General features: G+C 41.1%; 10 protein-coding genes and 2 pseudogenes. 2 read left to right on the forward strand and 10 right to left on the reverse strand.

The genetic code is table 11. The annotated features are described in order from the left end of the window. Positions 1-380: 380 nt before the first annotated feature. From ACS72_RS17300 to fahA, 6 genes and pseudogenes are all read right to left on the reverse strand, one after another. Positions 381-1,535 (reverse strand): annotated as a pseudogene (locus tag ACS72_RS17300) (IS3 family transposase). Positions 1,536-2,448: 913 nt separating this feature from the next. After that, complete coding sequence (locus ACS72_RS04535; protein ID WP_048881362.1) at positions 2,449-3,096, reverse strand: CoA transferase subunit B; 648 nt, start codon at positions 3,094-3,096, stop codon at positions 2,449-2,451. A 2-nt stretch (positions 3,097-3,098) separates the two neighbouring features. Continuing rightward, positions 3,099-3,800 carry a CoA transferase subunit A gene (locus ACS72_RS04540; protein ID WP_048881363.1) on the reverse strand — a complete coding sequence of 234 codons (702 nt, stop codon included), beginning with the start codon at positions 3,798-3,800 and terminating at the stop codon, positions 3,099-3,101. Between the two features lie 21 nt (positions 3,801-3,821). After that, positions 3,822-4,397, reverse strand: coding sequence for a VOC family protein (locus tag ACS72_RS04545; protein ID WP_048881364.1), 576 nt, complete (start codon positions 4,395-4,397; stop codon positions 3,822-3,824). Positions 4,398-4,417: 20 nt separating this feature from the next. After that, the gene (gene maiA / locus ACS72_RS04550; protein ID WP_048881401.1) at positions 4,418-5,056 is read right to left on the reverse strand and encodes a maleylacetoacetate isomerase; all 639 of its coding nucleotides are present in this window, start codon (positions 5,054-5,056) and stop codon (positions 4,418-4,420) included. Between the two features lie 20 nt (positions 5,057-5,076). Continuing rightward, positions 5,077-6,360, reverse strand: a complete 1,284-nt coding sequence (gene fahA, locus ACS72_RS04555; protein ID WP_048881365.1) for a fumarylacetoacetase — start codon at positions 6,358-6,360, stop codon at positions 5,077-5,079. A gap of 188 nt (positions 6,361-6,548) precedes the next feature. On the opposite strand from fahA, the gene ACS72_RS04560 reads away from it, so the two are divergent. Then, on the forward strand, positions 6,549-7,370 hold the full coding sequence (locus ACS72_RS04560) for an IclR family transcriptional regulator (RefSeq protein WP_048881366.1): 822 nt from the start codon (positions 6,549-6,551) through the stop codon (positions 7,368-7,370). 236 nt (positions 7,371-7,606) lie between these two features. On the opposite strand, the gene ACS72_RS04565 is transcribed toward ACS72_RS04560, so the two are convergent. The 4 genes and pseudogenes from ACS72_RS04565 to ACS72_RS18645 all read right to left on the reverse strand — a co-directional run. Then, positions 7,607-8,833 carry an amino acid aminotransferase gene (locus tag ACS72_RS04565; protein ID WP_048881367.1) on the reverse strand — a complete coding sequence of 409 codons (1,227 nt, stop codon included), beginning with the start codon at positions 8,831-8,833 and terminating at the stop codon, positions 7,607-7,609. Positions 8,834-8,862: 29 nt separating this feature from the next. Continuing rightward, positions 8,863-10,263, reverse strand: coding sequence for an amino acid permease (locus ACS72_RS04570; protein WP_048881368.1), 1,401 nt, complete (start codon positions 10,261-10,263; stop codon positions 8,863-8,865). A 172-nt stretch (positions 10,264-10,435) separates the two neighbouring features. Continuing rightward, positions 10,436-11,497: a 4-hydroxyphenylpyruvate dioxygenase gene (gene hppD, locus ACS72_RS04575; protein ID WP_048881369.1), complete on the reverse strand. Its 1,062-nt coding sequence runs from the start codon at positions 11,495-11,497 to the stop codon at positions 10,436-10,438. A gap of 506 nt (positions 11,498-12,003) precedes the next feature. Next, positions 12,004-12,161, reverse strand: a pseudogene (locus tag ACS72_RS18645) (MFS transporter); the annotation flags it as partial. 276 nt (positions 12,162-12,437) lie between these two features. Between ACS72_RS18645 and ACS72_RS04580 the strand changes: the two are divergent. Further along, positions 12,438-12,920 (forward strand): VOC family protein, encoded by a 483-nt coding sequence (locus ACS72_RS04580; RefSeq protein WP_048881370.1) that lies wholly within the window; start codon positions 12,438-12,440, stop codon positions 12,918-12,920. Positions 12,921-13,179: the final 259 nt, after the last annotated feature.

Below are 13,179 nucleotides of genomic sequence, written 5' to 3' on the forward strand. Positions count from 1 at the left end.
GATTACATGAATAATGTATAAAAAATATATATTTTTTTTCAAAGTTTAAGTTAATAATACTTTTTGTATAGAAAATTTTTATTAATAAGATAAATATTGTTAATTTTTTGATTAAATCTTAAATACTTATACGTAAGTATTTGTTCTTATATAAATAATAATGAATCACCTTAATCTTAGATATCTTTCACTAGTCAAAAAATGAACATTCTTTCGCTGAGGATTCGTAGGTTATTTTCTTGATATCGATGCATAATCTACAAATGAAAATACATCAATTCAACGAAATTTCTGAATCACATTTTAAGCTATATACACATCTCTTGGTAAATCTTTTATTTAAGGTGGACTGCTCCCAGTATCCTAGACACGAGACGGCCTCATTTTGAAGCTGCCTCGAATGCTTCTGGACTCATTCCGTCTAGATGCGAATGACGCCTGATTCGATTGTAAAACATCTCGACATAATCAAACACATCTGCACGCGCCATTTCTCGTGTTTTATAGATCTGCTTTTTAATTCTTTCCTTTTTTAAGCTGCTAAAGAAAGATTCTGCAACAGCATTGTCCTATGAGCAGTATACTGCGTAAGGCCACGACGACTCATACTCGGGACCAAGTTATGCTTCTGACAGAATTTCTGCCAGCCTCTGCTACTATATTGTGAGCCTTGGTCTGAATGTATGAGCACAGGTTCATTTGGCCTACGTCACCATATCGCCATAAGAAGTGCATCCAAAACGATATCCTTAGCAAACGTAGGTTTCATTGACCAACCGATGACTTTCCTTGAATATAAATCGAGAACCACAGCCAACCAGCCTTGCCAGGTGCGTATGTAGGTAATATCAGTTACCCACGAGGTATCAGGTGTGTTTCAACAAATTCTCGATTTAAATGGTTAGGTGGCACAATCTGAGGACGACCACGACCATAGCTTTTATACTTCTTATATCCTCGAATAGCAGAAATGCCATTGTTCTTCATGATCTTCAGCACACGATTAGGCCCACAGCTTTCACCTAGCTCTTTAAGATCCAGCGTGATGTGAGGATGACCGTAGATGCCATAACTGGCATCATGAGAAGAGCGGATGAGCTGCAATAACCGCTTATCTTCAATACTTCTGCCTGATTCGGGCTCATGCAACCAGGCATAGTAACCAGCATGAGCGATCTTAAGAACCCTGCACATCGTTTTGATCTTAAATTGATGACTGTATTTCAGGATAAACTGATACTTTACTCGGGCAGGCTTGCAAAGCGGCGTGAAAGCAGTGCTTTCACTTTAAGATGTCCCGTTCCTCTTCAGTCTGTTTAAGCTGACTTTTAAGGCGAAGGATTTTTTTTCTTTGCCTCGAGCAGTTCATGTTCATCAGAGCTGTTGCATAAAGGTTGTACCGCCTTTAGCTATTTATAAATGCTGTGTTGTAATACGCCTAAACGTTCTGCGACATCAGTGACAGAATATCCACGTTCAGTAATCAATTTAACAGCTTCATCTTTAAATTCTGGGGTGTATAGTTGTCCACTCATAATGTTCTCTCCTATACAAAAAGAATAGATGATATTTGTCTAAGAGAGTGGTGGCTATTCACAGGGCTATTACCGAACAGATTGATTGCTTGAGACATAGACAGGGTGAAACCTTGGTTTATAAGTTTAGTACCAATCCTACGTTCCTACCACACTATGAAAAGATCATTAAGATGATTCGCTTCCTTAATTTGATTCAAGAAGTGCATGAGAAGCTGTTAGAGAGCAAGGCTAGCCCGAATGAGCCTACAATTGAGCTTTTAATGCTTAATGGTCATCAGAACTAATTAAATAGAAGAGACCACCCTAAGGTAGTCCTTATAAATAATCGGGGGCATTGATGCAGATATTGATGCCACATTTTTTGCCACACTTTTTCAAAAGTCTATCACAGACTATCAAATGAAATTAAGTAAATGGTTTAAAATACAAATATTTATATTTGAAAGGTTGTGATAGTGTTAAGCTTTAGTGGGTTCAACTCCCGCCATCCCACCAAAATTCTTCTTATAAATTAGCCGCTTATATAAGTGGCTTTTTTATTAAGTATTTTTTTTACTAATTAAAATTTTATTATCATCATTATCTTTAGTGATCACTTTAAATATAAATTAGTGTGAGAGTAGTTCTGAATCTTAAATTTTATAAGTTTTATTGAGCTTAATAAAAAAACAATAAACAGAAAAAATAGTTTTTCTGCAAACTTATTTGAATAGAAATAAAGATAATTTTATTTGATCCAATAAAGTGAATTACATTCATGAGATTTTATTGGGATTTTTAAAATTATACGGCAAGAACATGAATATTATAGAAAAATATGCTTTATCTTTAGTGTAATTACGATGCTAAAGCAATATTTCAGAAGATAATCAAGCAGCTTTTGCTGCTTTGATTATCCAGTAAAAGCAGATCAGGCAGCCTCAAGTCTATCCGTAATCAGCTCAACTCCAGTTGCAGCTTTAATCTGCTCCAGCGTGACATCTTGGGCCAGTTCTATTAAGACTATTCCTCTTGAAGTAATATCCATAACACCGAGATCAGTAATAATCCGGTTGACCACACCTTTACCTGTTAGTGGCAAAGTACATTGAGGAACGATTTTCGAGGTACCATCTTTAGCCGTGTGTTCCATTAGGACTACAACTTTCTGCACACCGGCTACCAGATCCATGGCACCGCCCATACCTTTGACTTTCTTGCCTGGAATCATCCAGTTTGCCAGATCACCCTTTTCGGAAACTTCCATTGCTCCCAGAATCGCAATATTGACATGCCCACCGCGAATCATGGCAAAGGAATCAGCACTGGAAAAGAAGGCAGCACCTTTACGGGCAGTCACCGTCTGTTTACCGGCATTGATCAGGTCCGCATCGACCGTCTCAGAAGTTGGAAACTCATCAATACCCAGCAAGCCATTTTCAGACTGGAGCCAGACATTGATATTTTCTGGAATATAATTGGCAACCAGTGTTGGTAAACCGATACCGAGATTGACATAGAAACCATCTTCCAGTTCCTGTGCCGCACGCTGAGCCATTTCATTTCGAGTCCAAGCCATGATTATGCTCCTGCCTTTAAGGTCATCTGTTCAATGCGCTTTTCCGGTGCAGCATTAACGATGATTCGATTGACATAAATTCCAGGTAGATGAATATCATCGGGATCAAGTTCACCAATCTCTACGATCTGTTCAACTTCAGCCACAGTGATCTTCCCGGCCATGGCACATTCGGGGTTGAAATTACGTGCGGTTTTACGGAAGACCAGGTTGCCGGCCTTATCTGCTTTATAGGCTTTGACCAGTGCCACATCTGCGGTTAATGACTTTTCCAGGATAAATTCTTTACCCTCAAATTCACGGACTTCTTTGCCTTCAGCAACCAATGTGCCGACACCGGTTTGGGTGTAGAAAGCGGGAATTCCAGCACCACCCGCACGCAGTTTTTCTGCCAGTGTTCCTTGGGGCGTCAGCTCTACCTCCAGCTCACCATTTAAATATTGACGTTCAAATTCCTTATTTTCACCGACATAAGAAGAAATCATTTTTTTGATCTGTTTAGTTTGCAGCAATTTGCCCAAACCAAAATCATCCACACCGGCATTATTGGAAATACAGGTCAGGCCAATCACACCAGTATTTTTTAAAGCTTCAATGAGTGCTTCAGGAATACCGCATAAACCAAATCCGCCAACGGCGAGCGTTTGATGATCTGCCACGATATCCGTTAAAGCTTCCTGAGCATTGGCAATGACTTTATTCATCAGAAATCCTTTTCTTAAAATTCAAGAGTCCATCTTGGCTTCACGAGCGCTCTGGTCTAATTCATCCGCATGCAGGAAGTGGGTATGTGAAGGCGCGCGTTTGGTTTTGCTCCATTGTTCCAGCATGTCATACTTCATTTCTTCGGTAATCATGGCAATTTTCTGAGGTGCTTTTTCATCATCATAAGCCAGTTCCAGACGGTGACCATTTGGATCAAAGAAGTAAATCGAATGGAAAATACCGTGATTGGTAATGCCCAGTACATCTATACCATTAGCTTCCAGATGTTCTTTGGCTTGAACCAGTGCCTGACGATCCTTCACTTTTAAGGCAATGTGCTGCACCCATTTCGGGGTATTTTCATCGCGGCCCATTTCCGGTTGGGTGGGCAGTTCAAAGAAGGCCAACACATTGCCATTACCAGCATCTAAAAACAGGTGCATATATGGGTCAAAAGCCTTGGTAGACGGGACATGATCCTCAGCAAAAGCCAGGATAAAGTCCATGTTCAGGTTTTTTTTGTACCATTCTACGGTTTCTTTGGCATCTTTACAGCGGTAGGCGACATGGTGAATTTTTTCAATTTGAATGGTCATGCTTATATCCTTATATGTTCTTATGCTGCATCGGGCTGCGCTTCAGGTGCAGCTTTTTGAAATGCGTCTAGTGAGTTGCAATGAGCATAAATCGATTCAATTTTCGGGAAATCCGAAAGATCGATGTTGAAACGTTTGGCGTTATATACTTGTGGAATCAGACAGCAATCTGCAAGGCTTGGCTGATTTCCAAAACAGAATTGGCCATTTGAATGTGTTAATTGAGCTTCAAGCGCTTTTAAGCCGGTGATGACCCAGTGTCTGTACCATTCGGTTTTTTGTTCATCGCTGGCATTCAGGGTTTTACTGAGGTACTGAAGTACACGCAGATTGTTGAGTGGATGAATGTCACAGGCAATATTCAGACTAAAGGCCCGGATCAGGGCACGCTGTTGCAAATTCTTAGGCAACAGGGGAGTTTCCGGAAATTTTTCTTCCAGATATTCAATCATGCTGAGCGACTGGGTCAGCGTGAAATCATCTTCAATTAAGGCAGGGACCAGCTCACCCGGATTGACCCGACGAAATGTTTCACTATGCTGTTCGCCGCCGTTGTTTACCAGATGAACCGGAATATGTTCTGCTTTGAGTTCTTTCAGGTTGAGCGCAATACGAACCCGGTAAGCGGCTGAACTGCGAAAATAGGTATATAGTTTCATGATCATGATTTCACTCCAGCTTATTCACTAAAACCGAAATCAAGCGCTGGCAGGATTTTGCCGCTCACAGCACCGAAACCGATACGCAGGCCATCTTTTTCACAATGACCTTTCATGATCACGGTATCGCCATCCTGAATGAAGGTGCGCTGTTCACCATTCGACAAAGTCAGTGGTTTGGTTGCATTCCAGGTGATTTCCAGTAATGAACCATAAGAATTTGGCGTAGGACCGGAAATTGTGCCGGAACCCATCAGATCACCGACCTGAACATTACAGCCGGCAATGGTGTGATGAGTCAGCTGCTGTGCCATCGACCAGTACATATATTTGAAATTGGTTTCACAGATGACATCAGCCTGGTCTGAATTTTCAGGCTGAATTTCGACAGACAGATTGATGTCATAGCTATTGCTACTGTTGTCTTCACGCAGATAAGTCAGAGGTTTGGGATCTTGAACTGGTGAACTGGTTTTAAACGGTTCAAGTGCTTCCAAAGTGACGACCCATGGCGAGATCGAAGAAGCGAAAGTTTTGGCATTGAATGGACCTAGGGGCACATATTCCCATTGCTGCAAATCGCGCGCCGACCAGTCATTAAATAGCACCATACCAAAAATATGGTCCCAGGCATTTTCAATTGCAATTGGCTTACCTAGATGATTTGGCTTGCCAATAATAAAACCGGTTTCCAGTTCGAAGTCGAGTTTGCGGCATGCAGAAAAGACTGGACGTTCAGAATCCGGTAATTTGATCTGTCCGGATGGACGCACGATTTCTGTACCGCTAACAATTACGGAGCTGGCACGACCGTTATAACCAACCGGAAGTTCTGACCAGTTGGCTAACAGTGCATTTTTCGGATCACGGAACATACAGCCAACATTGGTGGCATGCTCTTTAGATGAATAGAAATCGGTATAACCCGGGATATACACCGGCAGATGCATTTTGACATCTGACTGTTTAAAGAAAACCTGATCACGGAGTTCCTGATTGTCACGCAATTCGGCATGATCGGCTGACAATAATGCTTGTAACTCTGCTCGTACTTTAGACCAGTTGGCTTTACCCGACTCAATAAAGGCATTCAGAGTCGGCTGGTTAAAAAATTGCTGGCCTTGTTCCAGCTTTAAATAACCCTTTGCTTCCAATGCTGCCAGGTCAACCACCCATTCTCCAAGTGCAACTCCGGCACGTGGTTGAGCATTCTGCTTATCACTGAAAATACCATAAGGCAGGTTTTCTAAAGGGAAATCTGAATCAGGAGCGATGTCGACAAATGACTTTAAACGCGTCGTCATAAATATGGATCCTTTCCGTGGAAAATTTAAGTGCTATACAGAATCATACTTATATTTTTAAATTACGCAATAAATAATTTGATTATGAATAATGTAAATTTGTTAAAATGCCGCTATGATCTGAATCTGGAATCAGATTTGGCTGAGCAAGATTTTTGATTTCAGTAGTACAATGGCTTGATAGAACCATGAAAATTAATGCGTATATGCAGGATGAAACGATGAACGTTGAGGAAGAAAAATTACAGGGAGGGGTGCAGTCTCTAGAAGTAGGATTAACTGTGCTCGATGCATTGACTGAACATAATGCACCGATGATGTTAAAAGAGCTGTCAGAAGTCCTGTCTATGCATCCTGCAAAAGTGCATCGTTATGTGGTGAGTCTGATACGTAAAGGTTATGCACAGCAGCTCAGTGACGGGCGCTATAGCCTGGGTGAGCGTGCTCACGCATTTGGCGTCAATGCCTTAAAACGTACCGATATGCTGGAGTTAACCCAAAAATATATTGTGCAGATTCAGCAGCATTTAAATTGCAGTATTCATGTGAGTAAATGGTTTGCTGACGGTGCTGTGGTGGTTCAGTCGCTTGAATCCAACCATGTATTTAATATTATTACCCGGGTCGGCTCGCGTATGCCTTTGCTAAAGTCGGCAACGGGTCGCTTGCATGCCTGCCTCCAGCCAGAACACATCATCAAACCTTTACTAGAAAAAGAGTGGGCGAATAGTGCTAAAGCAGGTCAATATCCTGCGAACTGGGAAGAATTCTTGCAACTTAAAGAGAAAATCCTGCAGCAGGGCTATGCGTCCGTAATCGGAGATATGATGGCAGGCATTCATGCAGTGGCGATTCCGGCGTATAACTTTAGCCGACAGCTTGATCATGTGATTACCTGTATTGGCACCGAAGATCAGTTGCCAGCAGACCAGATGCAACAAGCTATTGATTATCTGCTCGGGATTCAACAGCAGATTGATGCCTTGTTTAATCCACAGGTGGCTGTCTAATATTTTCATTTATTGCAGATCACTTTTATAGTCATTTCATAGATCCAGACCTGATTGAGGTGCTGGATCTTTTTTTATCAAGATTTTGATCGCTAAATAGGATTAAAAATGATTTTATTTTTGCAACACAAAACCAAGATGATCACTCGCTTTTAATTTAAAAAAAGAATAAAGCAAGATCCATAAAAAAGCCTTCCAATATTAGAATTAGAAGGCTTCTAACAACTTAATTATTTCTAAGCAATCAACGGTTCAGCTTCACTTTGCATTTTAATCACAGCTGCCATCGACTCGGCAACATAATCAATATTGCTTAGGTTCAGGCCCGCCGTACACATCCGGCCACTACGAACCAGATAAATCCCGTGATGCTGTTTTAACAGATCCACCTGATCAGCAGTGAGGCCGGTATAACTAAACATGCCTTGCTGATGGGTCAGGTAAGTAAAATCCAGCTCCGGTAGCGCCTCGGATAATTTTTCTTTGAGTAAGCCACGCATGCTTAAAATACGCTGGCGCATTTCTTCCACTTCAGCCTGCCACTGGCTAAACAGTGCAGGATTATTTAATACTTGGCTGACCAGCAGGGCACCATTCGCTGCTGGACTTGAATAAATCCGGCGCACGGTAGCTTTTAACTGGCCTAAAACATTTTGTGCGCTGGTAGAATCATCACAGACAAAACTTAAGCTACCAATACGCTCTCCATATAAAGAGAAGATTTTGGAAAATGAATGGCTGACAATGAAATTCATTCCAGCCTGATCGAGTGCACGAATGGCATAGGCATCCTGTTCCAGACCCTGACCGAAACCTTGATATGCCATATCCAGGAAGGGAATTAATGAGTGAGCTTTTAATACCTCAATGACCTGATCCCATTCATGTGGCTTTAAGTCTGCACCAGTCGGGTTATGACAGCAGGGATGCAGTAGCACGATGCTCTGCGCTGGCAACTGTTTTAAACATTCCAGCATTGCCGGAACATTTACGGCATTGCTTTCTGCATCATAATAAGGATAAAAATGGGTTTGAATACCAGCGCCACTAAAGATCGCAATATGGTTTTCCCAAGTCGGCTGACTGACCCAGATTTCTGATTCTGGAAAATATTTCTTTAAAAAATCTGCGCCGACTTTCAGTGCTCCCGAACCGCCCAAGGTCTGAATTGTGACTACACGGCCTTGCTCGCGAGCAGGGCTAGAAGTTCCAAAAATTAATTTCTGTGCAGCCTGGTTAAAGCTGTTCAGTCCATCCATCGGTAAATAGACACGAACTTTATGATAGTCAGGGGTCAGGTAAGTATAAGCTTTCTGAACTGAGTCTAGCTGCGGCACAATGTTATCTTCATTGTAATACAGACCGATACTTAAGTTGACTTTGTTACTCCGTTGATCTTTGTTGAATTCTTCCATTAAAGAAAGAATCGGATCACCGGCATAGGGATCAATATGTTGAAACATGAATCTATCCTAATCTAATTAATATAGTATTACGCTTCTGGTAAAGAGCTGATTTTGGTCGTGTCTAACACAGCTGTCTGATTTTCTTTTTTGCGTTTGAAGAAATAAGCAATCATCAGAAGTCCAATCCAGACCGGGATCATAACAACCGCAATTCGCATTTCTGGGGTACTGCTCATAATCAGCAGAATACCGCCCATAAATGCGATACATAAATAGTTGGTGAATGGATAAGCCACACTTGGAAAATCTGTTCTGGTCTGCATGCGGTTCATGGAGGTCTTGAATTTTAAATGGGTATAGGAAATTACCACCCAGTTAATCACAATGGCTGCGACCACCAGCATCATCAGCATGCTAAAGGCTTTTTCCGGCACCAGATAATTTAATAAAACGCACATCAAGGTGAAAAACGCTGAAACCATCACCGCATTCACAGGGATGCCACGCTGATTAATCTTGCTTAAGAACTTCGGCGCATTACCTTGCTGGGCTAAACCTAACAGCATACGGCTGGTACAGTAATTAGTACTGTTATAAACCGAAATCGCTGCGGTTAAAACCACAAAATTCAGAACTGCGGCCACTGTCTGGCTACCAAGCGAATCGAAAATCAGCACGAAAGGACTGCCGCCTTGCGCCATCATATTCCAAGGATAAAGCGATAGAATCACCACCAGGCTCAGGATATAAAATAACAGAACACGGTAAACAATCTGGTTCACTGCTTTAGGTAAGGTTTTTTTCGGGTTATCTGTTTCTGCCGCTGCAATGCCGACCAGTTCAATACCGCCAAAAGCAAACATGATCATGGCCATCGCCATAATCAGACCCATAATCCCATTCGGGAAGAAGCCACCTAATTGCCACAAATTTTCCAGACTGGATTGGCTGTGACCACTGCCACTGGCCAGTAAATAACTGCCGAAAGCAATCATGGCAATAATGGCGCCGACTTTAATGATCGCCAGCCAGAATTCCATTTCTCCGAATAATTTTACGTGAAGTAAGTTGATTACATTAATGAAAATAAAGAAGCCGAGCGCAGACACCCAGGTTGGGATTTCAGGCCACCAGTAATGCACATACAAACCGACAGCGCTTAATTCGGCCATACAGACCAGAATATTCAGTACCCAATAATTCCAGCCAGACATAAATCCGGCAAACTTGCCCCAGTATTTATAAGCGAAATGGCTAAAAGAACCGCTGACAGGTTCATGTACAATCATTTCACCCAACTGGCGCATCATTAGAAAAGCAATCAAGCCTGCAATGGCATAACCCAGAATAACGGAAGGTCCGGCCAGCTTGATGGTTTGTGAGATGCCGAGAAACAGGCCGGTACCAATGGAACCACCCAGTGCAATAAGTTGAATATGCCGGTTACTTAAACCCTTTTTCAGGTTTCCTTGTTCAATATGCTGCATTTTTATTCATCATCCATGTGAGATTAAGTACTGAACAGTGATGATGGACTTTATTATTTTTATACCGTCATCGGTGCAGAATCTTAAGTTTTATATAAGCGTATATGTTGAAGCAGAGGCAGTAATACCGATACATATGACACTATAGGCATCGGTATATTTTAAACAAAGATCAGGCTTTCGAGATGTCCAGAACGCCACGTTTGATCTGATCACGTTCGATGGATTCAAATAAGGCCTTAAAGTTCCCCTCACCGAAGCCATCGTCGTCTTTGCGCTGGATAAACTCAAAGAACACCGGACCAATCATATTTTCAGAGAAAATCTGTAACAGCAGGCGTTTGTTACCGTCTTTGGTATTGCCATCCAGCAAAATGCCGCGTTTTTGCAGTTCATCTGCCGGTTCACCATGATTTGGCAAGCGCTCATCCAGCATTTCATAATAGGTGCTTGGCGGCGGTGTCATAAACTTGGTACCTAAGGCTTTAAGCTTGTCCCAGGTTTCCAGAAGGTCATCACAAATAAAGGCAATATGCTGAATGCCTTCACCATTAAATTCATTTAAGAATTCAGCGATCTGACCATTACCTTTGTCAGAATCTTCATTTAGTGGAATACGGATCTTACCATCTGGTGCTGTTAGTGCCTTAGAAGTCAGGCTAGTGTATTCGCCTTTAATATCGAAGTAGCGGATTTCCTGGAAGTTGAAAATTTTTTCATAGAAATCAGCCCAGTACTGCATACGACCTTTATAAACATTATGCGTTAAATGATCGATTTCATTCAGGCCTGTGCCGGCTGGACGCGATGGAACATTATCAAAGAAGATAAAATCATTTTGGTAAATGTCACAATCGACCAGGAAGATTGGAGAACCGCCAATACCTTTAATCGCAGGGATGTTAAGCTCCATTGGGCCGATTTTGCTATAAATCGGTTCTGCACCGATTTCAATCGCCTTTTGAAAAGCTTTTGCCGCATTCTTGGTACGGAAGCCCATTGCACAAGCAGAAGGACCGTGCTCTTTATAGAAAAATGCTGCATATGATTCAGGCTGATAATTCAGAATGATATTAATATTGCCCTGGCGCCATAAATAGACATTTTTCGATTTATGCTTCGCCACTTTAGTGAATCCGATGGCTTGGAAAACTGGATCCAGCTGACCATCTTCAGATACAAATTCAATAAATTCGAATCCACACAGTTCTAATGGATTGGCTAATTCATTCATACAACATCCTCATTTTTTAGAAGCAATCCTATTGCTCATCTTTTACTGTCTTGTTCAGGGCTCACGGATGTATCACTGCCATTTTATATTGAGTAGACAAATCCGTTTGCCTGACTTCTTTGACTTGCTGAACTGCATCGATTCCTGATGCACACAAGAAAAAGAAGGAATTTACCTCATCATACTGGATATAAGATATTATTCAATACGTAATTTAATTACGTAATAAATAATAAAGTAAAATAATGGGGTAATTTATAACATAAATTAATGTTATTCATAAAAAATATTTTTTGGATAATTCCAGGAAATTAATGCACAGTAAATGTAGCTTTTTGTAAGGCTAAGTCGTCTTAAACGAGCTATTTTGCAAGGCTTGCTGAGCTCAGGTTTTTAGGAAAAGAACCTGAAAAATTGAAATATGCAGAACTTGGTTTTAAATTGATTTTCCACAAAGAAAGAAAAGGCCCCTTAAATGGTTAAAGGTCTTACTGCTTGAAAGGAATTTAATCTGTCAGTTTTTCCACTTTTATACTTTCACGATAGATACTGGCAGCCTTTATACAGTAGGAAAACACCAATTACCTCGGCCACCGCATTGACGATAGAAATGGGGTTTCCGACCGATTAAGGTATTTTCAAAGTAGCGGTCTTTAATCAGCGCAAATGAAAAAGCAAGGCATATGGTCGACTTGGACCTCGACAACTTTATAAACATTTTAGTGGCTTAGAACAGCTACAAAGCACTTTATAAAATCTGCAGCAGATCAAGAAGTACCTGTTATTACAATTCGAAGAATAAAAACACAATAAAGAAACTGGCCTTTTGCCAGCTTAGGTCGAATATAGAACGCACAAATAAATTTGTTTAGCCACTCAAAAGCGTAAAGCAGGGCTAAACAAATGCGTCATCTCTTAATCTCTACGCAGAGGTGAGATCATGAATATTGCAAAAAATACCATCTGCCTTTGGTACGATCACGATGCTGAAGAGGCTGCACGGTTTTATGCGCAAACCTTTCCAGACTCGTCAGTAGGGGCAATAGTCCTTGCCCCTGGAGATTATCCGTCAGGAAAAAAGGGAGATGTCATTACAGTCAATTTTACGGTATTGGGTATTCCATGTATTGGTTTAAATGGTGGGCCAGAATTTAAGCATAATGAAGCTTTTTCCTTTCAAGTGGCCACACAAGATCAGGAAGAAACGGACCGATACTGGAATGCGATTGTGAACAATAGTGGGCAAGAAAGTGAATGCGGCTGGTGTAAGGATAAATGGGGAATTTCTTGGCAGATTATCCCTATGGCTTTACTTGAAGCATCTTACAGTCCAGATCCAGTAGTAGCAAAAAGAGCATTTGATGCCATGCTTAAAATGAAGAAAATTGATGTAGCAATAATTCAGGCAGCGGTTCGTGGTTAAGTTACGTGGACTGATACAGCTTATATATCTGATGTTTCCGATGAAGCAAGTCACTTTATGAATAGACATAGATTGAGCTAAATTTTAAAAATCTCGCGCTTTTTCTTTGTACCGAATCAGATCTAAACTTTAATGAATTTTCAGCTTGAGTTAAACAATACCTTTATAAAAAAGCCCTTGGGTTTTTAAAGCCAAGGGCTCTAAATTTTCAGCCATAAGCTTGGTTTTACTGGCTTTTAGGAGCTTGATAGTGAGTAAC

The sequence above is a fragment of the Acinetobacter sp. VT 511 genome (assembly GCF_001077515.1).
GTDB classification, from domain to species: domain Bacteria; phylum Pseudomonadota; class Gammaproteobacteria; order Pseudomonadales; family Moraxellaceae; genus Acinetobacter; species Acinetobacter schindleri.